The organism is Aeromonas sp. CD, from assembly GCF_033349375.1.
Lineage (GTDB): Bacteria > Pseudomonadota > Gammaproteobacteria > Enterobacterales > Aeromonadaceae > Aeromonas > Aeromonas hydrophila.
Map to the genome: position 1 here is coordinate 785,741 of NZ_CP137631.1, position 26,760 is coordinate 812,500.

The window sequence follows — 26,760 nt, forward strand, 5'->3', positions numbered from 1 at the left end:
TTGTCATCAACAACCAATATAGCCAACTAGTTGTTACTAGCAACTTTTTTATTGCGCTGGCGAGGGTCGTGAAACGGCGGGCATGACGAGCGGGCACAAAAAAGGGCCCGGGAGGGGGCCCAAATATTGGAAACCCGCGCGAGGGCGCGGATCCCATCCTTGGTCAGGCAAGGTGCCGGCGAGGGTTAGACCAGCTCGGCCAGCATGGTGTCGGCATAGGGAACCAGGGCGTCGCCCTGCTTCACTTTGGCGAGGTAGTCCGGGTTGGCGATGAGCGGGCGACCGATGGCGACGAGGTCGAAGCGGTCGGCCTTGATGGCCTCGGCGGCGGTCTCGGCGCTGTAGTTGCCCACCCCCACCAGATGACCGTGGTAGCGGGCGCGCAGGTAGTCGGAGGCGCGGCCGTCCAGGTAGTCGAAGGTGAGGCTGTCATCGAAGATGCCCAGATGCACATAGGCCAGGTTGCGCTGGTTCAGCTCGGCCAGCAGGTGGTCGAACACGGCGCGATCCCGCGCATCCCCTTCGAGGTGCACGTAGGCGCCGGGGGAGAGGCGCAGGCCCACCCGATCCCCGCCGATGCGGGCATTGATGGCATCCACCACCTCCAGCGCGAAGCGGCTCATGTTCTCGGGGCTGCCGCCGTAGTTGTCGGTGCGCAGGTTGCTGGCGTGGTGCAGGAATTGATCGATGAGGTAGCCGTTGGCACCGTGGATCTCCACCCCGTCAAAGCCCGCTTCGATGGCGTTGGCGGCGGCCTGGGCGTAATCCTCGACCAGCTGGGCGATTTCGCTCTCGGTCAGGGCGCGCGGCACCTGATAGACCAGCTCGCGCATGCGGGGCACCGTGCCCTCATGAGCGACGGCAGAGGGGGCCAGCACTTCGGCGTGGTGGAAGAAGGGGTGGGAGAGACGACCCACGTGCCACAGCTGGGCGAAGATCTGGCCGCCGTTGGCATGCACGGCGCCGGTCACTTGCTTCCAGCCGGCGATCTGCTCGGCGCTGTAGAGTCCCGGGGTATTGGGGTAGCCCTGACCGTCCGGCCGGATGATGGTGGCTTCGGAGATGATGAGGCCGATGTCGGCGCGGCGCGCGTAATAGGCGGCCATCTGCTCGGTCGGCACCAGGCCCGGGCCTGCCATGCAGCGGGTGAGGGGAGCCATCATGAAACGGTTGGCCAGGGTGAGGGTGTCGTTGAGGCGATAGGGCTGAAACAGGGTATTCATGATCGTCTGTCCTGAGGGAGTGATTCTTGAACGTGCATTCAAGACGTTTTTTGTTTTGTGTGCAAGTCTTTTTTGAACGAGCATTCAACATGGGTTGGTGTTGCGGTCCTGCTGGGGTAAACTTGCCGCCCTCTTATTTCCCCTCGCCGGCCCCTGGCCGGTGAATCCGCTTTTTCAACGGAGAAACCATGCGCAGCGCCGAGTTCAACCGGGACGACGTCTTGCGAAATGCCATGGAGGCATTTCGGGCCAAGGGTTACGCCAAGACCACCATGCAGGAGCTGGTGGTGGCGACCGGGTTGCATCCGGGCAGCCTCTACGCGGCGTTTGGCAACAAGCGCGGCCTGCTGCTGGCGGCGGTCGACCACTATGTGCAGGAGAAGAGCGCCCTGCGGCGCAGCTTCTTCGCCGCCGCGAGCCCGCTGGCGGGGGTGCAGGCCTACCTCGAGCAGGTGGTGAACGACGCCCTCTGTGGAACCTGTCTGGTGACCCGCACCCTGATGGAGCTGGCGGAGCAGGACGAAGAGCTGCACCTGAAGCTCAAGGTCATCTATGGCGAGCTGGATGCCGATCTGGCGGCGGTGCTGAGCCTGGCCCTCGAGCGTGGTGAACTGGCGGCCGGGCGCGATATCCCGACCCTGACCGCCTTTTTGCTCATCAACATCCAGGGCCTGGTCACCTTCGCCCAGTGCCGCCCCGATCCCGCCCTGCTGGGCGGCGTGGTCACCCAGCTGATGACGGCCCTGCGGGCGTAATGCGCCGCCCAGAAACAACCATGGCTCCCGCGGGAGCCATGGTTGTTTCTGGGGATGTCACACGCCGCCAAGTTGTTTGCTCCCTTCTCCCCTTGCGGGAGCCATGGTTGTTTCTGGGGATGCCACACGCCGCCGGGTGGTTTGCTCCCTTCTCCCCTTGCGGGAGAAGGGTTGGGTATGAGGGGGAGGGCTCTGCTCAGCGCAATGAGAGCAAAAGAAGTTCCAGTACGGCCTCCATCCGGTTCAACACATCGTTATTCCACACCCTGATCACCCGAAAGCCCTGCTGATTGAGGTAGGCCGTTCTTGCGCCATCATATTGCCGCCCTGCCGGTTCGTTGTGCTGTGACCCGTCTACCTCGATGATCAGCCTCTGCTCAAGAGAGATGAAATCGACAATGTAGGGCCCGATGGGCATCTGGCGACGGAATTTCACCCCGGCCAGACGGCGGTTGCGTAATTGCTGCCACAGCTTCTGTTCGGCAAGGGTGGCTTCTCGCCTCATTCGCTTGGCAAACGGATGGGTTCTCATGGTGCCTATCCAGAGCTATTCGACCCTATTAGATATAGCCATTCCCCGGTCTGGTGACTGAGTGGGTTGCTTCCCCTCACCCTGGCCCTCTCCCAGAGGGAGAGGGGACAGATCGAGTAACAGTTGTCATCTTGTTGGTCATCTCGGGGCCATCGTGGTGTGGTGTGACAATGAGCTGATGAGCTGATGAGCTGATGAATCGATAGGTCGATGTGCTGGTGGGATGTATTTCGCCCCGGCAGACAGGTTGTCAGCCATGCTGCCAGTGGCGCAGGATCAGCTCCCTTCTCCCCTTGCGGGAGAAGGGTTGGGGATGAGGGGGCACACGTTGCCGGGTTAATCCGGATTAACCAGCTCTTTCATCAGATTCTTGAGCCACACCAGGGCCGGTTGCTGCGCGTGAACGGGGTGCCAGACACAGTTGAGGTGATAATCCGGCACATCCTCGGGCAGCGGCAGGCTTTTCAGCGGCCAGTGGCTGGCGAGCAGCTCGGCCACCATGCTGGGCAGCACCAGCAGGTGATCGCTCTGGCTGACGATGGCGGCGGCAGACATATAGCTCTGGCTGTTGACCGAGATGGTACGACTGAAGCCCAGCGTCTTCAGATAGCGATCCAGGCTCGCCTCCGAGGTGCCAAGGGGGGAGTGGAACACATGGGGCATCTCGATCAGTTGCGACAAGCTGATGCGCTCGGCCAGCAGCGCAGGGTCATTTCCACTCTCGGCGAGCGCCGGGGCTGCCATCGGCAGATCGGCGCGCACCAGCCCGGCCAGCGGCTCGGTGAGCCAGGTCTCCTTGCCGAGATACCCCGGCACCTGCATGTACTCGTCAAAGCCGAGCACCAGGTCTATCTCGCCGCTCGCCAGCTCGGCTTCGGGCAGGGTGTCGCGCAGGATGCGGATCTCGATGGTGACCCCGGGTGCCAGCCGTTTGAGGCGCTGGATAAGCGGCGGGATCAGCACGCACTCCACGTAATCCGTGGTGCAGAGCACGAAGCGGCGCTTCGACTGGCTTGGCTCGAACACCTCCTCGTCGCTGAGCTGCTGCTCCAGCAGCCGCAGCGCCTGCTGCACACCAAGATGCAGCCGCTGGGCGCGCGGGGTCGGCAGCATTCCTTGCGGGGTGCGCACCAGCAGCGGATCGCCAAAGAAGGTGCGCAGCCGGTTGAGCGCATGGCTCATGGCGGGCTGGCTGATAAAGAGCGTTTCGGCAGCGCGGGTGACGCTGCCCTGGGTCATCAGGGCGTCAAAGGCGAGCAGCAGGTTGAGGTCGAGCTGGTGCAGTTTCATCAAGATTATTTGCCAGGCTTATGGGACAATCCATCCTATTCATTTGATGGATGTGAGCGCAACTTCTTACACTGCGACCACTGTTATTTTTCCAGGATCCCCGCGCCGCGTTTCGGTGCCAACGGGGGTCTCAATCCATGCAAGGAGCCTTGCGATGAGCATCAAGACCATGAACACCACGCCGGCCGCTGACGGCTTCACCATGCCCGCCGAGTGGGCACACCAGCAGGCCGTCTGGATGATCTGGCCGTTTCGCCCGGACAACTGGCGTGAGGCCGGTCGCTTCGCGCAAGCCACCTTTGCCAAGGTGGCGGATGCCATTGGGCAAGCCACCCCGGTCTTGATGGGGGTGCCGGCCCAGTTTATGGCGCAGGCCCGCGCCATCATGCCCAGCCATGTCACCCTGGTCGAGATGAACAGCGATGACTGCTGGGCCCGCGACAGCGGCCCCACCATCGTCACCAACGCGGCTGGCGAGTGCCGTGGGGTGGATTGGGGCTTCAACGCCTGGGGCGGCCACAAGGGCGGTCTCTACTACCCGTGGGATCAAGACGAGCAAGTGGCGGCCCAGATGCTGGAGCAGCACGGCATGGATCGTTACGATGCGCCGCTGATTCTGGAAGGGGGCTCCATCCACGTCGACGGCGAAGGCACCTGCCTGACCACCGCCGAGTGCCTGCTCAACGAAAACCGCAACCCGCACCTGAGCAAAGAGCAGATCGAAGCTCACCTGCGCGACTATCTGGGCGTGAAGAGCTTTATCTGGCTGGACGAAGGCGTCTACATGGACGAGACCGACGGCCACATCGACAACATGTGCTGCTTCGTGCGTCCGGGTGAAGTGGCCCTGCACTGGACTGACGACCAGAACGATCCCCAGTACGCCCGCTCCCTGGCCGCTCTCAAGGTGCTGGAAGCGGCGGTCGACGCCAAGGGTCGCAAGCTGAAAGTGTGGAAGCTGCCCCAGCCGGGCCCGCTCTACTGCACCCAGGAAGAGTCTGCCGGTGTCGAGAGCGGTACCGGTGTGCCGCGCGAGGCAGAAGGCCGTCTGGCCGGCTCCTACGTGAACTTCCTCATCACCAACGATCGCATCGTCTACCCGCTGCTGGATGCCGCCACCGACGGCGAAGCCCAGCGCATTCTGGAAGAGATCTTCCCGGAGCATAAGGTCGTCGGCGTGCCGGCCCGCGAGATCCTGCTGGGCGGTGGCAATATCCACTGCATCACCCAGCAGATCCCCTCCGGCAAATAAGAACCGGATGACGATCCTGCTGCGAGACCGTGATCAAGGTTCATGTGCTGCTCGGAAGCCTCACGTATGTTTATACGCTCCGGTTCCTGCGCTGCTCTTCACCTTGCTGACGGCCTCTCGCGACGGGTCGTAAACCGGTTCTAGTTAGTATTCAAAACCCCACGCCGTGGGGTTTTATCTCTTGATGGTGTGATGGCCGCCGGCGCTGATGCGGCGATCATCATGACAAACAGTCACCCTTTACAGGAGATCAAAATGATCGAAGTGACCGAGGTTTCCATTGCCGAGCTGCGCGGTGCGCTCGAAGCAGGCCGCACCACAGCGGTCGAACTGGTCAAGGCCTATCTGGCCCGGATCAAAGCCTACAACGGCCCCGAGACACAAACCCGCCTCAACGCCCTGGTGGTGCCCAACCCCGATGCGCTGAAAGAGGCCGAGGCTTCCGATGCGCGCCGCGCCCGTGGCGAAACCCTGGGGCCGCTCGACGGCATCCCCTACACCGCCAAAGACAGCTATCTGGTCAAGGGGCTCACTGCCGCCTCCGGCAGCCCGGCTTTCAAGGATCTGGTGGCCCAGCGCGATGCCTTTACCGTCGAGCGGCTGCGCGCCGCCGGTGCCATCTGCCTTGGCAAAACCAATATGCCGCCGATGGCCAATGGTGGCATGCAGCGCGGCGTCTATGGCCGTGCCGAGAGCCCCTACAACGCCGATTACCTGACCGCGCCGTTTGCTTCCGGCTCCTCCAACGGGGCCGGTACCGCCACCGCCGCCAGCTTCTCCGCCTTTGGTCTGGCGGAAGAGACCTGGTCGAGCGGCCGTGGCCCTGCCTCCAACAACGGTCTGTGCGCCTACACCCCGTCCCGTGGCGTGATTTCGGTGCGCGGCAACTGGCCGCTGACCCCGACCATGGATGTGGTGGTGCCCTATGCCCGCACCATGAATGATCTGCTGGAAGTGCTCGACGTAGTGGTCGCCGACGATAGCGATCCCCGTGGCGATTTGTGGCGCATGCAGCCCTGGGTGAAGCTGCCCAAGGCCTCCGAAGTGCGTCCGGCTTCCTATCTGGAGCTGGCTGCCAAGGCCGATGCCCTCAAGGGCAAGCGCCTCGGCGTGCCGCGCATGTTTATCAACAAGGATGAACTGGCCGGCACCAGCGAAAACCCCGGTATCGGCGGCCCGACCGGTCAGCGCATCCATACCCGCGATTCGGTGATTGCGCTCTGGGAGCAGGCCCGTCAGGCACTGGAAGCCGCGGGCGCCGAAGTTATCGAGGTGGACTTCCCGCTGGTTTCCAATTGCGAAGGGGACAGACCCGGCGCGCCGACCGTGTTCAATCGCGGCATCGTGAGCCCTGAGTTTCTCAACGACGAGCTGTGGGAGCTCTCCGGCTGGGCGTTCGACGACTTCCTGCGCGCCAACGGCGATCCCAAACTCAACAAGCTGGCCGATGTGGATGGCCCCCAGATCTTCCCCCACGATCCGGGCACCTTGCCGAACCGCGAGGGTGATCTGGCGGCGGGCATGGACGAGTACGTCAAGATGGCCAAGCGCGGTCTCAAGCGCTTTGACGAGATTGCCTCGGTGCCGGACGGTCTGCGCGGTCTGGAAAAGACCCGCAAGCTGGATCTGGAAGACTGGATGGACGGGCTCAAGCTCGACGCCGTGCTGTTCCCCACCGTCGCTGACGTCGCCCCGGCTGACGCTGACGTGAATCCGGCCTCCGCCGATATCGCCTGGAGCAATGGCATCTGGGTTGCCAACGGCAACCTCGCCATTCGCCATCTCGGCGTGCCGACCGTTACCGTCCCCATGGGGGTGATGGCCGATATCGGTATGCCGGTAGGCCTGACCTTCGCCGGTCGCGCCTATGACGACAACAACCTGCTGCGCTTCGCCTCGGCCTTCGAGTCCACCGGCAGCAAGCGGATGGTGCCGCCACGCACGCCGCCGTTGGTTTGATCGCCACAGCTGGCCTGATTGTTGTTAGGTCAGGCACCAAGAGAGAGGGAGGCATCATGCCTCCCTCTTTTTTTGTCCATGTTCTGGCTTTGGCTGTCACACCCGGATGTTCTGGCCCGCCCCCATCTCGCTCTTTGTCGCATGCGGGGTCTGCTCCTCTTGGGACAAGCTGGCCTCCCACTCGTGGGCCTTCTCCAGCAGATCGGCGAGGCTCTCCCTGACCTGTTGCGGGCGATAGTTCCCCAGCGCGATCTTGGAGAAAAACGATATCCGCTCGGTGCCGGGATAGATGCCGACCCCGTAGCCATGGCGAAGGGGGGCGAGGGCATGCTCGCCAAAACGCAGGAACAACTCGCGGGATAGACGTTCTGGGAGATCGCTCGCCGTGGTCACCGAGAGCACCAGCGCCATCTCGTCGGGTTGAGCCACGATATTGACCACAAAGGGGGCGGTCGATTCCTCTGCTGCTCGCTGGATCTCGAATGTGCAGACGCCGTTTTCATCAAAGGCCAGCGGTTCGACCGACAGCTCGGCCAGGATTTTCTGATAGATATCCAACACAACACTCCAGTCGGGTTGCCCGGTCGTCTTCGAAGGGGCAGGGCAAGATCACAAAGAGACGGCCCCGCCACCGAGCGGGCAGGGCCGTCATCCATATTCACGGCAAGGGCTACACCTTGATATTGAGTGCTCGGCCCTCTTCCAGTTCGAACACCCGGACATCGCTCACCGGATTGTCGTTAAAGCGCACGCTTTTCTTCATCTTGGTGGGGGCGTTCTCCCCGTCCGATGAGCCAGTATTTTCATCGATCGCCGGTGAGGTCTCGTTGGTGCGGGTGTTTGTCGCGGTCAGGGCATCCAGCTCGGCGCTGGCTCTTTGCTCAAACAGCTGGCCGAAGCTGCGATTGAACTCGGCATTGACCTTGGTGTTGAACACCTCCGACTCCTGACTCTGCACCTTCAATGCCTCTTGCAATGCCTTGGGATCGTTGCTCAGCGAGGTGAACAGCGTATTGGTCTGCTCGATGGCACGGGAACTCAGCAGGCCGAAGATGGCGTCTCTCCCATTGATAAAACTGGAGAAGTGCTCCATGGCAAATGCCCGGGAGGAATCGCTCATGGCCTCAAGACCCAGCCGATTCTTGTTGGAGTCGGTAACATCCGCCAGGGTCGCGGTCTTGGGATCGCTGCCCGGCTTCAGATATTGGGCATCGTTTTTGAACTCGTTGATGGGCTGGTTAAAGGCTTGCTGCACAATCTTCTTGATTTGGCCAAGTTCAGTCAGCTGCCGCTGCACCTCGGACTGAATTTGAGTGGCCCGGGTGGTGAGCGCACTCTCCCCCTTGGTGGCGGCTCGGCTAAAGAAGTCGACCACCGCATTTTTGATGCGACCCAGTGTGCTTAAATGGGCCAGGTCCCGCTGTACAGAGACATCCCCACTTTTGCCTATGTGAATGGTGTACTCCTTGCCTTCACCCAGATGAAGGGCAAGCTTCTGATTGCTGCCGGGGTTGACGTTGGCGAGCTGCAGGCTGTCGATAGCCTTCAACATCACCGGGGTAGCTCCATGAATAGCCATGACCTTGATTCCTTATCTCACTAACAAGCGATACATCTGGCCTGCATCATACCTGTCAGTGAAAACGCCGTTTATTAGCCATGGTTGCACTATTTTAGTTTGGTGCTGACATGCGTCGGTCGCGCCTATGACGACAACAAGCTGCTGCGCTTTGCCTCGGCCTTCGAATCCACCGGCAGCAAGCGTATGATGCCGCCCCGCACGCCGCCGTTGGGGTGATTGCGGTTGAGGAACTAAATACTTCTGGTTAGTTTTTATTTAATGAGAGATAAAGCCCACCAACATCGCTGGTGGGCTTTATCTATTTTTTCTATGTGAAATCCGAGAAATCCAAACTGACTATTACTTTTTCCAAATTAATACTGTTTTTTTCTACAAAGTCCATAAACTCCCAAGTAAATTCATGGCTTTTGGCTTTCCTAACAGTATTAATGTACCATTCAGCACTTTTTTGACATTCGTCAGGCTCATGTAACACACATAAATCAGCGTTTACTAAAAGGCGAAGTTCACCTTCCATATCTGGGTATTTACAAATCCTCTGTAAGTAATCAGTGTTGATAAATCTCTTTGTGTCATCCCATTTTCCACGAGCAAGAAGGAAGGCATAGAACTGTCTGGTAATTCTTGGAAGATTTTTCAGCGTTATAATAAAAAATTGGAAATCCTCTGTAACATCTTGTTCACTGATACCGTATTCTTTACCTAAACCTATCGGTTCTTTTTGAAGATATTTATAATAGGTTTTAATTCCTTCGAACTTGGCACTAGGAATTTTCTCAACGAATTCTTCTATATTCGTTTGGAATATTCCGTTTTCGTCAGGGATTTCCAGCTCAATCTTGACTCTTGCAACTTCCTTACTTACAAGGAGATGCAAAGATTGAAGCTGTGCAATTGGAAGGGACAAGACCTTCTTAAAAACGTCACCAATATCTAGGATATGCTCGTCAGCGATGAAGCTAAATGGCTTTGCTAATTCAGTATCCAAGGTGTAGCTACCCTGTTTTTCTTGCAAGATCAATACATAAACTTTCTGGAATTTATCGACCTGTGTTGCCGCTTTTCTAAGAGTCTCATTGACCTTCTCTGAAGTCTTTGTGGAGGTCACCTGAAAGGCAACTTTGGCTTTTTCATCCCCCAAGTCCAAACCTGGATTGTTTGAGCGCTCTTCATTGAGATTGATTAGGTTGTAGCCATAGACAATATTGAGGACTTCTTTGAAGAAGTCCTCAAGGTAGCGATTCAGATCAAAAAGCTGAAGACCTGCTCGGTTTTTGACTTGTTGGGAAACTGCGGTTAGTTCATCAATGATCTGACCAATAAAATAACCTCTTGTAATCATTTTGTTTCTGTTTCCTTATATTAAATATTGAACATTCAAAGAGGTAAGTTTTTCATGTATATTAAATTCCTAGTTTCCTTGGAACTGATTTATATAAACATAATTTTCATGTAAAACTCAGTAGGTGGAGTTTGTCAGCAACATTTATGTTTGATTAATCGTGATCATATCAATACTCATATGAGTTTTATAGTTTTTTCATAAGGGCCGTAGATTAGAACAGGGCCGTAGCTTCGAATAGAGAAGAAAATTAAGGCGATCGAGGATAGGTCGTGACTGAGAAGCCGCTGAAATCCAGAGTTTCCTGCCGGTCTTGTAATGAACTCAGTGCGCGGCGGTAAACGGACGATTACGCTGCGCTAATCGACCCTACATGATGTGGCTTATTCCTACCTCCCCCTTATCCCCGGCCCTTCTCCCCTTGTTTGTGATCAAGAGTGGGAGAAGGGAGCAAATATGCGTCTCTGATTTGGTCTGGCAACCGGGCTTGGAATTGGCTCGGGCCATCCCCTCTCCCTCGGGAGAGGGTTAGGGTGAGGGGTCGCTATCTGTGTTGTAGGTTCGAATAGCGAAGCGTATTCGGACGTTCGCAAACAGGATGTCGCTGCCGATTTCTCCCGACTTCCCCCTGACTTCACCTTCTCTTCACACAAGCCCATTTTCCCTTCACAAATTCCCCGTATTTTCTGCCCACTGATAAATGGGCCCGGCTTGTCACTGGGGTGGCGAGGGGCCGGTTGGAGTGAGGGAGCAAGATGATGAAAGGTTGGATAAAGTGCGGGCTGGCCGGGGCCGTGGTGCTGATGGCGAGTTTCTGGGGAGGCAGCGTGCGGGCGGCGGGGATGTCGCTGACGCAGGTGAGCGGTCCTGTCTATGTTGTCGAAGATAACTACTACGTACAGGAAAATTCCATGGTCTATTTCGGGGCCAAGGGAGTGACTGTAGTGGGGGCGACCTGGACGCCGGATACCGCCCGCGAGCTGCACAAGCTGATCAAACGGGTCAGCCGCAAGCCGGTGCTGGAGGTGATCAACACCAACTACCACACCGACCGGGCGGGCGGTAACGCCTACTGGAAGTCCATCGGGGCCAAGGTGGTGGCGACGCGCCAGACCCGGGATCTGATGAAGAGCGACTGGGCCGAGATTGTCGCCTTTACCCGCAAGGGGTTGCCGGAGTACCCGGACTTGCCGCTGGTGCTGCCCAACGTGGTGCACGAGGGCGACTTCACCCTGCAAGAGGGCAAGCTGCGCGCCTTCTACGTGGGCCCGGCCCACACGCCGGACGGCATCTTTGTCTACTTCCCCGACGAGCAGGTGCTCTATGGCAACTGCATCCTCAAGGAGAAGCTGGGCAACCTGAGCTTTGCCGATGTGAAGGCGTATCCACAGACGCTTGAGCGGCTGAAAGCGATGAAGCTGCCGATCAAGACGGTGGTGGGTGGTCACGACTCGCCGCTGCACGGGCCTGAGCTTATCGATCACTACGAGGCGCTGATCAAGGCCTCGCCCCAGTCATAAGCCGCTGTGATGGCAGCCGGATGACGCGCTGGACACACTAAAGAAGGCGCCCCGGCCGGGCGTTTCTGGCTGGGGAGCGCCCTTGCCCCCTGTTTCGGGCTGTTCAAGGGCGGCCCCCTTTCATAAGATGGGCCTCTCTTCGCGCAGTTAGCGGGCCTTTCGTGATGCACGCAATTCAAGACGAACAACCCGATTCACTTGGCCGCCTCAAGCAGGCCTTCATCACCGGCATGTGGGCGTCCCTTGCCAGCATCATCATCGGCTTCGCCTTCAAGGTGTGGCTGGCGCAGTGGGTGGCCAAGGGGGATCTGGCGCTGTTCAACAGCGTGGTGGATTTGATCTCCCTCTCCTTGATCCTGATGACCGGCTTTCGCTCCTCCATGGTGGTGAGCTACTCCCAGACCAAAAACGATCGGGACATCATCAATATCTTCCGCTACTTCCTCATCGGCATGGTGCTGCTCACCTGGGGGCTGGTGATCCCCTACATCAAGCACGGGCTCCATATCCGGGCCGAATATCTGCAACTGGTGGGGGTCATCTTCGGGCTGGGGCTCAAGGTCTACTTCACCAATCTGGTGGCCATGTACCGGATGTACGGGATCTCCAACCGGGTCACCTGGCTGGAGCCGCTGGCCAACGGTTTGATGTTTATGGTCTGCTATTTCGCACTTGGCCTGGATGCGCTCTCTTCGCTCTTCTACGGGCTGACCTTTTCCTCGCTCGCCATCGCCGGTTACATGTATCTGCACCGGCGTCGGGCCATCGCCACCCGGCCGCTGGCCAGGGTCGAGCTTGGCCCCGAGATGCGCAGCTATGTGAAGAAGAGCTTTACCGCATCCCTCGAGGCGGGGGCCAGCATCCTGATGATCTACATCACGGTGCTGCTCACCATCCGCCACTTCAGCCTCGACGAGCTGGGGGATTTTCAGGTGGTGGTGCGCCCCATCTTCACCTATATGACCACCTTGTTCGTCTTCCCCATCTACCGCTTCGTGCTGCCGGAGCTGGCAGTCAATCTGCGCAGCGGCGATCACCGCCAGATCCGCCTGATCCGGCGCTGGATCTTCCGCCTCAGCGCCATCGTCAGCCTGGTCTTCTTCCTGGTGATGCTGCTGGCGGGCAAGCCGCTGGTGTCGCTGCTGTTCCCGGCCGACTACGTGGGGGCCGTGCCGGTGCTGCTGCACTTCTCCCTCTTCTTCATCTTCATGATGCTCAACGGCTATCAGCTCGCCTACATCAAGGCCCACGGCCACTTTACCCAGAGCCTGCTGATCCGTGCGGTGGGCATAGTGGCGCTGGTGGCGGCCTACTACCTGGTGGCCCGCTTCACCACTAACGTGGTGGCCATTATCGTGGCGCTGGGCCTTGGTTATCTGGTGATGTTCGTGCTCTCCACCCTGGCCGAGCAGCGGATCCTGCGGGCCCTGCCGCCCGTGCTGGTCACCGATTCATAGCGGCCAGCGGTTAGCCGAAAAATAAAAAACGCCCGGTCGGGCGTTTTTTTATTGGCGGTGCCGGGGCGGCTTAGCGCCGGCCCTTGCCACCCTTGTTGCCTGCAAGCGCCTGCTTTCTGGCACGCTGCTTCTGGGCTGCCTTGCTGCTGCGGCGCGGTTCGGGCTCGAAACGGGTCAAATCCGGTTCAAAACCCGGGAACCACTGCTGGGGCAAGCGGGTGTCGAGCACCGCCTCCACCTTCTCCAGCAGCGGCGCATCTTCCGGGCTGAACAAGGTGATGGCGAGACCCTTGTTGCCGGCGCGACCGGTGCGGCCGATGCGGTGCACGTAATCTTCAGCCACAAACGGGAATTCCATATTGATCACGTAGTTGAGTTCCGTGATATCGAGGCCGCGGGCCGCCACGTCGGTAGCAACCAGCGCCTGCAGGGTGCCGGCGCGAAACTCCAGCAGCACTTTCTCCCGCACGCCTTGTGACAGGTCACCGTGGAAGGCCAGTGCATTGATGCCGGCCTTGCCGAGCTGCTGGGTCAGCTGGTCGGCCCCCTGGCGGGTGCGGCTGAAGATCAGGGCTGGCGCCCAGCCCTTCACCTTGAGCATGTGTTCGACCAGCGCCAGCTTGCGATCGCTGTCCACCGTATAGACCCGCTGCTCCACCTCGGCCGCCGTGGTGTTGCGCGGTGCAACTTCGATAAGTGCCGGGTCACGCAGCAGCACCTTGCTCAAGGCAAACAGGTTGTCATCGCAGGTGGCCGAAAACAGCAGGGTCTGGCGATCCGCCGGGATCTGTTTGAGCAGCGCCTTGATCTCGTCCATAAAGCCCATGTCGAGCATCCGATCCGCCTCGTCAAACACCAGATGGCGCAGCGCCGCCAGATTCAGAGCCCCCTGCCGCAGATGGTCGAGCAGCCGGCCCGGGGTGGCGATCAGGATATCCACCCCGGCTTTCAGCGCCTCCACCTGCGCCGCGATACTCACCCCGCCGTAGACCAGCGTGCTGGTGAGGTCGGTGCCCTTGGCGTAGCGCGTGACGCTCTCATGCACCTGCACCGCCAGCTCGCGGGTCGGCACCAGCACCAGGGCGCGGATGGGGCGGGATTCCCCTTGCGGCTGCGCCAGCAACTGCTCCAGCAGCGGCAGCACGAAGGCGGCGGTCTTGCCGGTGCCGGTTTGGGCGCCCGCCATCAGATCGCGCCCCGCCAGAATGACCGGGATGGCGCTGGCCTGCACCGGGGTCGGTGCGGCGTAGCCAAGCTCGGTCAGGGTCTGCTGCAAGCGGGGGGAGAGTGCCAGGTCGGCGAAGGAGGCAATGGACATAAGGGTACCCGTCGGGATGAGCGCGGCCGCGCCGCGCTGGAAACAGTCTTGATGGCCAGCATGGTAACAGATAGAGGAAGGTCGGCAGAAGCTGGGTTGGGGGAGTGGGGCTATGAAGGGTAGAGTTCATCAGCAAGCAGTGACAGCCATCAATGATGGTGGCAACAAAAAAGAGGGCCTAAGCCCTCTTTGAACCAAGCAAGGTTATTTTTGATACTTGGGAGAATGAGGGCCGTAGAGGATGCCATTGGGCATATTGGCGCTCAGCAGCCGGAAGCTGGTGATCCCGGCAATCTCATGTCCCTTGTCGGTCATGGTGTTGGCAATTTGGTTGACGACAGCAACGACCAGCATACCGATCAAGCCACCACCAGAATTGCTCTGCTGTTCTGCGCTGCTGGCACTGGCTTTACCTTCCCACAACAGTTTGCCAGTTCGAAGATCGACCAGACGCGCACTGGCAGTGACTACGGTTTCACTGGACACAACCAGATAGCTGGTGCCGTAGTTCTGGATGTCCAGATACAGGGCGGTATCGGCACCATAAATCTCGTGCAGCTTCTTGATTGGCAACGCATGAATGTCAGCCGCTTCCGTCACGCCGTTTTGACGGAAAGTCTCATTGGTGACGGCGACAGGCAGCACATAGTAACCAGACTCAGCCAGCGGGAGCGTGATTTGAGATTGCAGGCTTGCCCCGGCTTTGACATCGGGTGAGTGGTTCAACGGGGGCAATACCAGAATGGAGGTCGGTTTGCTCTCTTTGAACGCCGTGTAATCGTAAGAGGGGCGCTGTGCACAACCAGCCAGCAGAAGAGTGGCGAACATCAGTGAGAAGAGGGCGGGCATCTTCATTGGGTAGCCCCTTTTTTGTTGGACATCAGGAAGTTCATGAAGGGAGCCGATTCCGGGAACAGACGTTTTTCTGTCTCAAAATGCTGCCGTGTTTCAGTATCTTTGCCCAGTTGTGCGTACAGCATGCCTAAATGGGCATGGAAACCGGGGGGAACGGCCTGTCCGTTGGCACTTGCCTCTTGCTGGTTCTTTTCAAGGACAGAGATTTGCTCCTCTACGCTGGTTTCGTTGCCTTCCATGTTTTGATAGACAACCTGTTGGTACTGATCCCAGTTGTAGAGAGAACGTGGTGCCTGAGCACACGCAGTCAACAGCATGGCCGCTGCCAGCAAGGTGAATAGCTTGAACTGTTTCATTTTTATTATTCCTACTGCGCCGGATGCCAGGCGCCGGTCTCAATACCGTTCACCAGATTGTTGACTGCTTCGCGTATGGCCAAGTCCAGCACTTTGCCATTCAGAGTTGAGTCATAGCTTGCGGTACCGCCGAAACCGATGATCTCTCGATTGGACAGTTCGTATTCACCAGCTCCTTGGGCAGAGAAGACGACTTCGGAGGTGGTGACATTGACAATGTTGAGATTGACCTTGGCATAGGCAATCTGGGATTTGCCGCGACCTAGGATGCCGAACAACTGATGATCCCCAACTTCCTTGCGACCAAATTCAGTGACATCACCGGTGACCACATAGTCAGCCCCTTTGAGGGCTTGAGCCTGTTTCTTGATCCCCGCTTCTGCCTTGATCTCATCCATGTTGTCACGATCGAGCACGCTGAAACGACCGGTTTGCTGCAGGTGGGTGATCAAGACGGTTTTTGCCTGGCTGCCCAGTCGATCCACGCCATCGGAGAAAATGCCGCGCATATAGCTGGAACGGTTATCAAATTTACCGACGGAGATCGGGCTGCGAGTGCCCTGATAGTGACTTTGGTAGGAGGCAACTTTGGGGACATCCAGAGAACGGGAAGATTCGCTGGCACAGCCAGCCAACAAACTCGCCATCAGGATGAAACCACATGAAACAACGAACTTCTTCATATAAGGTCCCGTTTAATAAGGAAAAACAGCGTGGGACTCTAGCATGGTTCGCTGCGAAGAAAGTGCCCCGAATGGGGGGCTGGTCAGTTCAATAACTGAGCATTCAGTTAGTTTGTATTGGCAAAGATATGGCGTGACCCGTCAGCGACAGTGAAACACCTCTTCCAGTGCATCCACCACGGCGCGCACCCGGCTGGCTTTTTGCAAGTCGGGGTGGAGCACCAGCCAGATGTCGACTGGATCGCACAGGGTGGGCAGCACGCGCACCAGTTCCGGCTCCTTGTCTGCCAGAAAGGTGGAGAGCAGGGCGATGCCGAGCCCCTGGCGAGCCGCCGCCAGCAACAGCAGCTGGGCGTTGCACTGCAGCACCACGTTGGGTTCGTGCAGCGGCTCCCCGCACAGGCTGTGCCAGTGGCGGGAGACCAGCTCCCTGGCAAACAGCAGCAGGGCATGCTGGCTGAGAGCGTGGCCGCTCTTGGGTGTGCCGTGGCGGGCCAGATAGTCGCGGGAGGCGTAGAGCCCCATCTCTATGGTGGTGAGGCGCTTGATCACCAGTTCGTCGTTGTCCGGACGCAGCCCGCGGATGGCGAGATCGGCCTCCCGGTAGGCGATGTCGCTGACGCTGACCGCGGTCTGCAGGCTGAGGCGGATGCCGGGGTGGCGCTCGCGCAGCAGGGTGAGGGCGGGCAGCACGAAGGCCTGGGCCAGGGTATCGGTGGTGGCGATGCGCACCTCGCCACACAGGCTCTGGTCGCCGGCACTCGCCTTGCGTTCGATGGCCTTGATGGCCTGCTCCATGGCGCTGGCATCCGCCAGCATGGCCTCGCCGAGGGGGCTGAGATCATAGAGCTTGGGGGTGCGGATAAAGAGTTTGGAGCCGAGGTTCTGCTCCAGCGCCGTGATGCGGCGACCCACGGTGGCCTGATCGACCCCCAGTACGCCGGCGGCGCCGCGCAGGGTGCCCTGCCGTGCCAATGCCAGAAAAAACCGCGCGTCGTCCCAGTTGATCATCGAGCCTCCCACTCAAAGTGCCCCGGCGGGGCGTGCCCATTAGAAGCCAGTGCCGGCGGGATCACAAGGCGAGAGTGCCCTTGTCGACATGCAGATAGATGTCACTGACATGCATTATTGAAGCAGACTGATGCATTTGTGTCGCTGTCGAGGGGCCTCGATGGGCGCTATCATGGCGCCTCTCGTCAGCGGCCTTGCCCGCCCTCATCGGAGCCTTGCATGTCATCATCTCTCTGTGCTGCCACCCCCTCTGCGGCGGCCACCTCCCATCGCGCCATCCTGCTGTTTCTGCCGCTGGCGCTGATGTCGGCGCTGCTCAACAGCAGCGTGCCCACTCCCCTCTATCCCCATTATCAGCAGGCGCTGGCCCTGAGCGATGTCAGCCTCACCCTCATCTACGGCGGCTATGCGGGCGGGGTGCTGATCTCCCTGTTCGGGGTGGGCAATCTGGCGGGCAGGGTGAGCGATCTGCGCGCCATGATCCTGCCGGCTCTGCTGGCGGTACTGGGGGGCGCCCTGCTGTTCTCCCTCGCGGACTCCTTCTGGTCGCTGTTGCTGGCGCGGGTGCTGGCCGGGATCGGCACCGGCGCCCTGACCGGCGCCGCCAACGTGGCCCTGCTGCGCTTTGGACCGCGCGATGGCGGCAAGCGGGCCGCCCTCAGCGCCACCCTCTCCTTCACTGCCGGGCTGGCGCTCGGCCCGGTGTTCAGCGGGTTGGCGTTGCAGTTGGAGTGCTATCCGACCCAACTGCCCTTCCTGCTCATCATGGGGCTGGCGGCCTGTGCCATGGCGGGGGTGGCATTGAGCTGGCCCGCCCGCGCGCAAGGGGCGCCGGCTGCGGCAACGCAGCAGGGCAGGGGATCGCTGGGAGAGGGGCTCAAGGCCACCGGGGCGGCTTTCTTTATTTGTGCACTGGCGCTGTTTACCGCCTGGGCGGTGGCGGCCAGCCTGCTGGCCATCGGCCCCAAGGTGGCGAGCCAGCTGCTGGGGCTGCGGGATCTCGGCCTGTTCGGCTATCTCATCGCGGCCTACATGGTGCTCTCCGGCCTTTGCCAGCTTTGGGCCCGTCGGCTCGATGCCCGTCACACCCTGCAAAGCGGTGCCCTGGCGCTGGCGATCTGCATGCTGCTGTTTGCCGGCGCCGTGCATGCCCAGTCGTGGTGGCTGGCGGTGCTCGGCTTGCTGGTGGCCGGTTACGCCCAGGGGGCGGTGTTCGTCGGCAGTGCGACCCTGGTCAACCGCATCGCGCCGGCTGCCAGCCACGCCCGGCTGGTGTCGCTCTTCTACGTGGTCGCCTATGTGGCGAACTGGGTGCCGGTGCTGCTGGGCTGGGTCAGCGATGGCGCCGGCGTGCAGGCGGCGGTGGATCTGCTCACCGTCGGCAGCGAGCTGATCAGCTTGGGGCTGGCCTGGGCGGCCTGGCGCACCCGCTTCGAGCCGGCTGCCGGCTAGCGTGACTCAGTCGGCCAGCACCACCCGCTCGGCCGACAGATGGTGCATCCATTCGCGCAGGATCAAGAGGGCGGCGGCAAAGCGCCGGGTCTTGGGCAGGTTGGCGGCAGCCAGCGGGTCACCCTCCACCATGGCGGCAAACTGGCCGAACAGCTGCTCCAGGCTCTCCCGGCTCAGTTCACGACTGCCGAGCACCTCGGCCAGCGGCAGCGGCGCCTGCAGGGTCACCACCTCATGGGGCGGTACCTCGGCAGCCAGCGGCATCAGCACGTCCTCCACCACCATGATGGCCTGCTCCAGCTCCAGCGCGCTCGGCGGATCCCGGCGAAACGGGCCCGGCGTCATGGCTTCGAGGCCGAAGCCCAAGTCGCGGGTAAAGCGGGTGCCGTCGGTCCGGGTCAGCTGCAGCTGGCTGCTGTGCTCCCCCAGGCTGAGCAGGATGGCGGTCTGGTTGTGGGTCATGGGCTCTCCTTGTAGCGGTCGCGACTCAGCCCTATCCATACACCCGCCGCGACCTGCTGGCGAGGGCTTTCGGCGCCCCCCATCCGGGGAATACGGCTTGCAATATATGGAAGTAATGGCATTCTGGATGTCTAGATGGTTGTCTTGTTATTACCTTCAGGAGTTCAGATATGGATATTCGTACCGCCCCCCGTGCGCTTGCGCTCGCCCTGTGGCTGGCCAGCGGCCTTGCCACCGCCAACGAGGCGCTGGTGATCCAGACCGACTTCGGTCTCAAGGATGGCGCCGTCTCGGCCATGAAGGGGGTCGCCTTCGGAGTGGATCGCACCCTGCCGCTCTATGACTTGACCCACGAGATCCCGGCCTACAACTTCTGGGAAGCCTCCTACCGTCTCTATCAGACCCTGCAGTACTGGCCCAAGGGGACCGTGTTCGTCAGCGTGGTGGATCCGGGGGTCGGCACCGATCGCAAGTCGGTGGTGCTCAAGACCAAGAGCGGCCACTACATCGTCAGCCCGGACAACGGCACCCTGACCCTGGTGGCGGAGCACTTCGGCATCGATACCGTGCGCCAGATCGACGAGAAGACCAACCGCCTCAAGGGCTCCGAGAAGTCCTACACCTTCCACGGCCGCGACGTCTATGCCTACACCGGTGCCCGGCTCGCCTCCGGCGCTATCAGCTACGAGCAGGTGGGCCCGAAACTGCCTGCCGAGGTGGTGAAGATCCCCTATCAGCCGGCAGTGGCCGAGCAGGATGGCACCCTCAAGGGCACCATTCCGATCCTGGACGTGCAGTATGGCAACGTCTGGACCAACATCGACGACAGCCTGCTGACCAAGGCGGGGATCAACAAGGGTGACAATGCCTGCATCAAGATCAGCGAAGGGGATGCACTGAAGTACGAGGGCAAGGCCCCCTATGTCAGCAGCTTTGGCGATGTGCCGGAAGGTCAGCCGCTGGTCTACCTCAACAGCCTGCTGCAGGTGTCGGTGGCGCTGAACATGGACAGCTTCGCCGCCCAACATCAGGTGCAATCCGGCGCCAACTGGCATATCAGCCTGAAGAAGTGCTCCTGACCGCGAGCCGAGGTCGCCGGCTGACCGGTACACGGAGATAAAGAGGGCAGGCATCGACGGATGCCTGCCCTCTTGTCATGGCGCCCGCGACAGCGTGGTTGTTGTCAAAACACATATTTGCAAGGCTGTATTGATAATGATTGTCATTTAACTGGATAATCGCCGACTCCTCAGACCACTCACCCTTTGCACGATGAAAACCAGCCTCTTACTGGTCAGCCTGCTGATCCTGACTGCCTGCAATGACAACCATAGCCAGGCGCCCGTTCCCTCTGTGCCGGTGGTGACACCGCCCGTGGTAGAGCCGCCGGTAGAACCTCCGGTGGTGACGCCGCCCACTGAGCCGCCGATTGAACCGGTACCGACCCATACCCGCAGCGAGTTGACCGTGCGACTCGATGTGACGACCCGCCTGGGGCAGGGGGCCACCCTGCTGCTGCGCCAGTCCGCTACCGGCATCGCGGTGAGCGGAGATGTGGGGGAGGAGCGCCCCCTGGTCATGACACTGCCGGCCGGTTTGCTGCTGAAGCAGCCGCTGGAGCTGGTGGGGAGCGACGGCAGCTATATTCTACGCGCCGCGACGGCCCGGGTAGCCGATCTCGGCGCCACGGCCCTGTCGGCCCGGCGCGCTGACGCACCTTCCTTGCGACTGGATGAAGAGGAGACTGCGCTGTTCCTGCTGGCCGACCGCAATGGGGACGGTACCCTCGATCAGGGCGAGTGGGGGCAACTGGCACAGATCCGTCTGCAGCAGCAACCGCTCATTCAGGACTATGCAACCCTGTTGCTGGCCCAGCGTCAGCCGGGGGCCGAGCTCAACTATCCGGACAGCTGGCAGATGCTGCTGGCCCTGCGTGCCGATCAGGGGGAGCGCAGCTGGTATCGGCGCAGCAACAGCGGCCCCATCGAGGCGGCGAGGCTGCTGCTCTATCCCGCCCAACCCAGCCAGCCCGACGAGCCGGAGACGGCCGACCTGCTGCGCCTTGATGAGCAGGGTCGGCTGACGAGCGGCACTGACTGGCGTTGCCTGCACGATGTGCGCAGCACCGCCGGGGTCAAGGGCAGCCAGTATTGGCTGCACGCCAGCGGCAGCAGTGCGTTGCCGCAGGCCAGCCGTGCCGGGCTGGGGGTGGTGCCAACCGGCTGCGGACGCAGTGACTGGCGACTGCCTGGTCTGGCCGAATTCGAACGGCTGCTGGCGGCGGACAAGCAGAGTTGGCGCTACCCCCACACCTTTGCCCTGGCTGTGCCGACCCGGATCTGGCTGCAGGACGGCGCCGGCCGCCCCGCTCTTTACCAGCCCGCCACGGGCAGCTGGCTCGAGGAGGGGGAGGGCAGCGTGATCTGGTATGCGCTGGCGCCCTATCCGGTACGCCCTTCGGTCATCCGTGACGACAGCATGCCCGACATGGCCGCCCTGCGCGCCCAGTATGCCGGCCCTGCCGCCCAATGGCCGGCGGCCAGAGTTGATGAGGGGGTCGAGTGGCAGGAGCTGGGGCCGCTGCCGGCGGTGCCCTTCCCGGCCGACAATCCTTACAGCCGGGCCAAGGTGGTGCTGGGTCAGCAACTGTTCTTCGACAAGCGGCTCTCCCGGGCGCAAGACATCAGCTGTGCCAGCTGTCACGATCCGCAAAAAGGGTGGAGCGACGGGCTGAGCGTCTCTGTGGGCCACCAGGGGCAGAATGGGACCCGCAACGCCCCCTCGATCCTCAACAGTGCCTTCAGCAGCAGCCAGTTCTGGGATGGCCGGGTCGGCTCCCTTGAGGAGCAGTCTTTGCACCCCATCAACAACCCGGTGGAGATGGCACTGGATCACGACGAACTGCTGGCGCGTCTGCAGGCCAGCCGCGACTACCCGGCGGCCTTTGCCACGGCGTTCGGTGACGAGGGGATCAGCCTGGAGCGGATCGCCCAGGCGATCGCCACCTTCGAGCGCACCATCATCAGCCGCGACAGCGACTTCGAGCGCTTCGTCCAAGGCGACGGGCAGGCCCTGAGCGACAAGGCGCTGTGGGGGATGCACCTCTATCGCACCGATGGCCGCTGCATGAACTGCCACTCCGGGCCGCTGCTGAGCCAGTACCGGTTCGAGAGCGTGGGGCTGGCCTACTATGGCCGTAATCTGGAAGACCGTGGCCGCTTCCTGCACACCCGCCAAAAGGCGGACATGGGGCGCTTCAAGACCCCCAGCCTGCGGGATGTGGCGTTTACCGCACCTTATATGCACAACGGGGTCTTCCCCATCCTGGCGCAGCGCATCGGCAGTTCTGTGCAGGGGGTGGTGGCCATGTACAACTTCGGGGTGACCAAGTGGAGCAGCGGGGTGGGCTTCCCGACCGGGGTGGCGCAGTACGATCCCTTCTTCCCGCAAGCCTCCGATCACCTGCATGCGCTCGGTCTCTCCAACGACGAGCTGGATGCCATCGGCGAGTTCCTGCGCAGCGTGTCTGCCGAGCCGAGGCGCACCCCGGCCACGGTCGTCGAGCTCGGATTGAGCGGAGTGGCTGACGAGGCGCCGGTGCCTGCCATCGTGATCGATCTTCAGGTGACGCCGGCAGCGCCCCGGCTGGAAGTGGGCCAGACGCAGGCTCTGCAGGTCGAGCTGCGGTTCAGCGATGGCACGCGCAACCCGGCGCAGGGCCCCTTGCAGTGGCGCAGCATGACGCCGGAGCGGGTCAGCGTCGACGGTGATGGGGTGCTCTACGCTCTGGCGGTGGGGCCTGCCCGGGTGCAGGTGAGCACGGGCGAGCGGATGCTGGAACTGGCGGTACAAGTGGTGGATGCCCAGCCTGACTTCAACCAGGGCTGTCGTCATCCCGAGCTGGCGGCGGGCGAGCTGATCTTCGTCTGTCCCCTGACTCGCGTGGAAGCAGACCGGCTGGCGCTGGCCTACGACGGCAGCGCCAGGGATGAAGATGGGGATTACAACCCCTTCCCCCACGACTATGTGGTGATGAATCAGGAACGGGCTCGCGACTACTGCCAGCAGCTGGTGGCGCGTGGCCACGATGATTGGCGCCTGCCGGCGGCCAGGGAGCTGACGGCGCTGTTTGCCGCCTATCATCAGCGCGGTGAGGAGCTGAAACTGCTGACGGAGCAGGGCTGGCCGCTCTACAGCCGGATCTGGAGCAGTGATGCCCCCAACGACGACGGGGAGGCCCCCCTGCTCGATCCGGGCAGCGGCGAGCTCATCACGGATCTGCCGCAAGAGGCTCACGGCGTCGCCTGCGTGCGGGCACGTTAAGGGACTCGAGTCATGATCTCGACAAGGGCGCTGCGGCGCCCTTTTCATGGCTGGTCCAGTGGTGAGCCTTACTGCCCCTTGAGCGGGGCGGTGGCGGATTGTAGCCGGATGGGCTGGGGCGGCAGCTCGCGCACGCTGACCACCACCTCATAGCGTTTGTCGGCTTCGGCCGGCGGAATGTTCTTGAACAGCGCCTGGGCGGTAGCCTGGGGATCCTGGCCCAGTTTGCTGGCGTGATAGAGGGGCGCGGGCAACGCCGGCGGGCGCGCATCGGGACGACCAGTTGGTGGGGCTGGCGGCTCGCAAGCCTGGGTCGACAGGCTGGCAAGCAGCAGGGTGAGTGCGAGGGGGTAACGTGACATGGGGATGACTCCATCCAGGGAAGATGGCCCATCAAACGCCAGGCGGACCGCTAGCTCAACGGCTTTTACGCACCCTTTTCACCCTCTTTACAGTCATGACAACGGGCGCCTTGGCGCCCGTTGTGGATCCTGGCAACCGCGGGACTCAGAACTCGTTGGAGAGCGCCTTGTACCCCTTGACCAGGTCGATGTTGGTGTGGGCCACGTCCTCGGAGAACTCGGCGGCATCCACCGAGACTCGCGGGATGTGGTCCAGATCGCTCTGCTGGTTGATGCGGGTGGTGGAGGGAACGTAGAACTCCGGCGGCAGATCGCAGCCGTCCACCACCGAGTTGTGGCGCACCACGGCGCCGTCACCGATGTGGCAGTTGAACAGCACGCTGTTGAAGCCGATGAACACCCGGTTGCCCACTTCGCACGGCCCGTGGACTATGCTGCGGTGGGCGATGGAGGTGTACTCGCCGATGGTGACCGCAGCGCCGGACTTGGAGTGGATGACGACCCCGTCCTGAATGTTGGAGTTGGCGCCGATGACGATGGGCTCCATGTCACCGCTGGCATCCACCTCGTCGGCGCGGATCACCGCATAGGGGCCGACAAACACGTTCTCCTTGATGATCACCTTGCCACAGATGATGGCTGTCTTGTCGATATAGGCTGACTCGTCGATGACCGGCAGATGGCCGGAGGGATTCTTGCGGATCATGTTACATCCTGTTGAAGAGGAAAGCGGACGGGAAGCAGGCCGGACGTGCGGGCCCGCCGGAGAGTCAGCTTACGCCTCGGTGCCGGGAGGGGAAACCCTTTACTGGTCTGACCCCGACATGGGCCGGCGCCCCGGCAGGGTGTTCCCTCTGGGCAAAATATGGGAGCATGGCCGTTCTCGAGGGCAAAACGGCCCGCTCGACATTATGTGCATAACCCTGGATACCCAAGATGAAGAAGATTGTTGTGCTGCTCGGCATGCTGCTGGCCCCCTGGTTCTCCTCCGCCGTTCAGGCCAAAGGGGAGGCCGGTGAATTTGACTATTACGCCATGGCGCTCTCTTGGTCACCGGAGCATTGCTCCATCAAGCCGGCCGACCGGGACCAATGTTCCCGCCAGCTGGGATTCGTGCTGCACGGACTCTGGCCCCAGTATCAGCGCGGCTACCCGAGCAGTTGTAGCCGCGAGCGGCTGGATCCGGCGATGGAGCAGCAGTTTGCCGGGCTCTATCCCAGCCGTTTTCTCTATCGCCATGAGTGGGAGAAGCACGGCACCTGCTCCGGTCTGAGCCAGCACGGCTTTCATCAGCTGGCCAGCGACCTGCGCCAGAAAGTGAAGATCCCGGCCGCCTATCAGTCTCCCGCCGAGCCGCTGCGCAAGAGCCGCTTCCAGCTCAAGGCGGATCTGGCCAGCGCCAACGACTGGCTGGCCCCGGACAACATCACGGTGGCCTGTGCCGACGGTGGCCGCTTCCTGCGGGAGGTCTATATCTGCATCAACAAGGAGGGGACGGCAGCCGTCACCTGTTCCGACGAGATGCAAAAGCGCGAGTTGCGCTCCTGCGGTCAGCCGGACTTCCTGCTGCGCAGCGTACGTTGACCACTTGTCTTCATCAGGTCCCTCGCGGGCCTGATGTGCAATGAGGGTATGGGAAAGGAGTCTGAACAATGAAGAGCAAGCAAGGATTTTCGGGCGAGGAGCGGACGCTGCTGCTCGGCGTGAAAGGGGTGGGGCCCACCGTCATCGGGCGGCTTGAACAGCTTGGCTACCACAATCTGGCGCAATTGGCCGAGGCCGACACCGGCCATATCGTGCAGCTGGTGGCCAGCATGTTGGGCTCGACCTGCTGGCAGAACAGCCCGCAGGCCCGTGCGGCCATCGATGGGGCCATCGCCCTGGCGCGCAGCCAGGTCGGCGGTGTCTCTATGGAGCAACGAGAGGCGACATCATGACGCTGTTTGCCGAACTGGGGCTGCGCTACCCCATTATTCAGGCCCCTATGGCCGGTGTGCAGGACAGCGCGCTGGCACTGGCCGTGACTCGGGCCGGCGCTCTGGGGTCATTGCCTGCGGCCATGCTGAGCCTCGTCACCTTGCGCGAAGAGCTGACCCGGCTGGCGGCGAGCGGGGGGCCATTCAACATCAACTTCTTCTGCCACCGGCAGGAGGCGCAGGATCCCGCCGTCCAGGCCCGCTGGTTGCAGCGGCTGGCGCCCTACTATGACGAATACGGCGTACGTGACACTGCCGGTACGGCAGCTCCCAGCCGGGCCCCGTTCAATGCCGAGCATGCCGCCATGGTGGCCGAGTTCAAACCGGCCGTGGTCAGTTTTCATTTCGGATTGCCCGAGCCCGAGTTGCTGGCCAGGGTGAAAGCCAGCGGGGCCAAGGTATTTGCCAGCGCCACCACGGTCGCTGAAGCCCGCTGGCTCGCCGACCATGGTGCCGATGCCGTCATCGCCCAGGGGCTGGAGGCCGGCGGCCATCGCGGCCATTTCCTCGAGGACGATCTCAGCCTGCAGCAGGGTACCTTTAGTTTGTTGCCACAGATAGTAGAGGCGGTGAGGCTGCCGGTCATCGCCGCCGGCGGCATTGTCGATGGCCGCAGCATTCGCGCCGCACTGGCGCTGGGAGCCAGCTCCGTGCAGATGGGCACCGCCTTTCTCTGTTGCCACGAGGCCACGACCTCGGCCCTGCACCGGGCGGCACTGCACTCGCCGGCAGGGCGACACACGGCTCTGACTAACCTGTTCAGTGGTCGACCGGCCCGCGGCATCGTCAATCGCCTGATGCGAGAGCTGGGCCCGCTGCCTGAAGATATGCCTGCATTTCCTCATGCCAGTGGCGCCCTGGCACCACTGCGCAGTGCGGCCGAACAGCGGGGAGATGCTGGGTGTTCGCCGCTCTGGGCCGGCCAGAATCTCTCTGGTTGCCGTGACTGGCCGGCTGCCGAGCTGATCTCGTGCTGGGTAAAAGAAGCCGGGTTGGCTGAAGTTATGCCTATATAGGAAGTCAACGTGAGCGCTGGCTCGAACGGGGGAT

25 protein-coding genes are annotated in these 26,760 nt (G+C 61.4%); 11 read left to right on the plus strand and 14 right to left on the minus strand.

The features are described from left to right. Positions 1-185: 185 nt before the first annotated feature. Positions 186-1,223 carry an alkene reductase gene (locus tag R2E40_RS03660; RefSeq protein ID WP_318164789.1) on the minus strand — a complete coding sequence of 346 codons (1,038 nt, stop codon included), beginning with the start codon at positions 1,221-1,223 and terminating at the stop codon, positions 186-188. Positions 1,224-1,411: 188 nt separating this feature from the next. Here R2E40_RS03660 and R2E40_RS03665 point away from each other — a divergent pair, with 188 nt between their 5' ends. Beyond that, a complete protein-coding gene (locus tag R2E40_RS03665) occupies positions 1,412-1,978 on the plus strand; it encodes a TetR/AcrR family transcriptional regulator (protein WP_318164790.1) in 567 nt (188 codons plus the stop codon). Positions 1,979-2,174: 196 nt separating this feature from the next. On the opposite strand, the gene R2E40_RS03670 is transcribed toward R2E40_RS03665, so the two are convergent. Then, entirely contained in the window at positions 2,175-2,510 is a 336-nt protein-coding gene (locus R2E40_RS03670) for an endonuclease domain-containing protein (protein ID WP_318164791.1), read from the minus strand. Between the two features lie 336 nt (positions 2,511-2,846). Beyond that, complete coding sequence (locus R2E40_RS03675; protein ID WP_318165535.1) at positions 2,847-3,800, minus strand: LysR family transcriptional regulator; 954 nt, start codon at positions 3,798-3,800, stop codon at positions 2,847-2,849. A gap of 154 nt (positions 3,801-3,954) precedes the next feature. Between R2E40_RS03675 and aguA the strand changes: the two genes are divergently transcribed. Next, complete coding sequence (gene aguA, locus R2E40_RS03680) at positions 3,955-5,052, plus strand: agmatine deiminase (protein ID WP_318164792.1); 1,098 nt, start codon at positions 3,955-3,957, stop codon at positions 5,050-5,052. A 255-nt stretch (positions 5,053-5,307) separates the two neighbouring features. After that, positions 5,308-7,011 (plus strand): amidase, encoded by a 1,704-nt coding sequence (locus R2E40_RS03685; RefSeq protein ID WP_318164793.1) that lies wholly within the window; start codon positions 5,308-5,310, stop codon positions 7,009-7,011. Positions 7,012-7,107: 96 nt separating this feature from the next. Here the strand turns inward: R2E40_RS03685 and R2E40_RS03690 are convergent, their stop codons facing one another. The 3 genes from R2E40_RS03690 to R2E40_RS03700 form a co-directional block, all read right to left on the minus strand. Beyond that, positions 7,108-7,569, minus strand: a complete 462-nt coding sequence (locus tag R2E40_RS03690) for a CesT family type III secretion system chaperone (protein ID WP_318164794.1) — start codon at positions 7,567-7,569, stop codon at positions 7,108-7,110. A 112-nt stretch (positions 7,570-7,681) separates the two neighbouring features. Then, positions 7,682-8,590, minus strand: coding sequence for a hypothetical protein (locus R2E40_RS03695; RefSeq protein WP_318164795.1), 909 nt, complete (start codon positions 8,588-8,590; stop codon positions 7,682-7,684). A gap of 310 nt (positions 8,591-8,900) precedes the next feature. Continuing rightward, positions 8,901-9,935 (minus strand): SMEK domain-containing protein, encoded by a 1,035-nt coding sequence (locus R2E40_RS03700; RefSeq protein ID WP_318164796.1) that lies wholly within the window; start codon positions 9,933-9,935, stop codon positions 8,901-8,903. A gap of 758 nt (positions 9,936-10,693) precedes the next feature. Here R2E40_RS03700 and R2E40_RS03705 point away from each other — a divergent pair. Together R2E40_RS03705 and R2E40_RS03710 are read left to right on the plus strand one after the other, a co-directional pair. Then, positions 10,694-11,455 (plus strand): CphA family subclass B2 metallo-beta-lactamase, encoded by a 762-nt coding sequence (locus R2E40_RS03705; RefSeq protein ID WP_318164797.1) that lies wholly within the window; start codon positions 10,694-10,696, stop codon positions 11,453-11,455. 164 nt (positions 11,456-11,619) lie between these two features. Then, positions 11,620-12,912 carry a hypothetical protein gene (locus R2E40_RS03710; RefSeq protein WP_318164798.1) on the plus strand — a complete coding sequence of 431 codons (1,293 nt, stop codon included), beginning with the start codon at positions 11,620-11,622 and terminating at the stop codon, positions 12,910-12,912. A gap of 70 nt (positions 12,913-12,982) precedes the next feature. Here R2E40_RS03710 and R2E40_RS03715 read toward each other — a convergent pair whose 3' ends face one another. The 5 genes from R2E40_RS03715 to R2E40_RS03735 form a co-directional block, all read right to left on the minus strand. Further along, positions 12,983-14,230 carry a DEAD/DEAH box helicase gene (locus R2E40_RS03715; protein ID WP_318164799.1) on the minus strand — a complete coding sequence of 416 codons (1,248 nt, stop codon included), beginning with the start codon at positions 14,228-14,230 and terminating at the stop codon, positions 12,983-12,985. Positions 14,231-14,434: 204 nt separating this feature from the next. Continuing rightward, the gene (locus R2E40_RS03720; protein ID WP_318164800.1) at positions 14,435-15,085 is read right to left on the minus strand and encodes a DUF799 domain-containing protein; all 651 of its coding nucleotides are present in this window, start codon (positions 15,083-15,085) and stop codon (positions 14,435-14,437) included. After that, complete coding sequence (locus R2E40_RS03725) at positions 15,082-15,441, minus strand: DUF4810 domain-containing protein (RefSeq protein WP_318164801.1); 360 nt, start codon at positions 15,439-15,441, stop codon at positions 15,082-15,084. The genes R2E40_RS03720 and R2E40_RS03725 overlap by 4 nt, the downstream gene beginning before the upstream one ends. An 11-nt stretch (positions 15,442-15,452) precedes the next feature. After that, the gene (locus tag R2E40_RS03730) at positions 15,453-16,124 is read right to left on the minus strand and encodes a CsgG/HfaB family protein (RefSeq protein WP_026080239.1); all 672 of its coding nucleotides are present in this window, start codon (positions 16,122-16,124) and stop codon (positions 15,453-15,455) included. Between the two features lie 141 nt (positions 16,125-16,265). Beyond that, a complete protein-coding gene (locus tag R2E40_RS03735) occupies positions 16,266-17,135 on the minus strand; it encodes a LysR family transcriptional regulator (protein WP_017764057.1) in 870 nt (289 codons plus the stop codon). A 219-nt stretch (positions 17,136-17,354) separates the two neighbouring features. Here R2E40_RS03735 and R2E40_RS03740 point away from each other — a divergent pair, with 219 nt between their 5' ends. After that, entirely contained in the window at positions 17,355-18,587 is a 1,233-nt protein-coding gene (locus R2E40_RS03740; protein WP_318164802.1) for an MFS transporter, read from the plus strand. A gap of 6 nt (positions 18,588-18,593) precedes the next feature. On the opposite strand, the gene R2E40_RS03745 is transcribed toward R2E40_RS03740, so the two are convergent. Next, positions 18,594-19,049: a hypothetical protein gene (locus R2E40_RS03745; protein ID WP_274438976.1), complete on the minus strand. Its 456-nt coding sequence runs from the start codon at positions 19,047-19,049 to the stop codon at positions 18,594-18,596. Positions 19,050-19,219: 170 nt separating this feature from the next. Here R2E40_RS03745 and R2E40_RS03750 point away from each other — a divergent pair, with 170 nt between their 5' ends. Next, positions 19,220-20,128, plus strand: coding sequence for an S-adenosyl-l-methionine hydroxide adenosyltransferase family protein (locus R2E40_RS03750; RefSeq protein WP_318164803.1), 909 nt, complete (start codon positions 19,220-19,222; stop codon positions 20,126-20,128). A gap of 193 nt (positions 20,129-20,321) precedes the next feature. Continuing rightward, positions 20,322-23,372, plus strand: a complete 3,051-nt coding sequence (locus R2E40_RS03755; protein ID WP_318164804.1) for a cytochrome c peroxidase — start codon at positions 20,322-20,324, stop codon at positions 23,370-23,372. A 68-nt stretch (positions 23,373-23,440) separates the two neighbouring features. On the opposite strand, the gene R2E40_RS03760 is transcribed toward R2E40_RS03755, so the two are convergent. Next, on the minus strand, positions 23,441-23,734 hold the full coding sequence (locus R2E40_RS03760; RefSeq protein WP_039216062.1) for a hypothetical protein: 294 nt from the start codon (positions 23,732-23,734) through the stop codon (positions 23,441-23,443). Between the two features lie 145 nt (positions 23,735-23,879). Continuing rightward, positions 23,880-24,440 carry a carbonic anhydrase gene (locus R2E40_RS03765; RefSeq protein ID WP_005309014.1) on the minus strand — a complete coding sequence of 187 codons (561 nt, stop codon included), beginning with the start codon at positions 24,438-24,440 and terminating at the stop codon, positions 23,880-23,882. A 230-nt stretch (positions 24,441-24,670) separates the two neighbouring features. Here R2E40_RS03765 and R2E40_RS03770 point away from each other — a divergent pair, with 230 nt between their 5' ends. From R2E40_RS03770 to R2E40_RS03780, 3 genes are all read left to right on the plus strand, one after another. After that, complete coding sequence (locus R2E40_RS03770; protein WP_318164805.1) at positions 24,671-25,318, plus strand: ribonuclease T2 family protein; 648 nt, start codon at positions 24,671-24,673, stop codon at positions 25,316-25,318. A 68-nt stretch (positions 25,319-25,386) separates the two neighbouring features. Next, entirely contained in the window at positions 25,387-25,671 is a 285-nt protein-coding gene (locus R2E40_RS03775) for a helix-hairpin-helix domain-containing protein (protein WP_318164806.1), read from the plus strand. Beyond that, entirely contained in the window at positions 25,668-26,726 is a 1,059-nt protein-coding gene (locus tag R2E40_RS03780) for a nitronate monooxygenase (protein ID WP_318164807.1), read from the plus strand. The genes R2E40_RS03775 and R2E40_RS03780 overlap by 4 nt, the downstream gene beginning before the upstream one ends. The last annotated feature ends 34 nt before the right edge of the window (positions 26,727-26,760 follow it).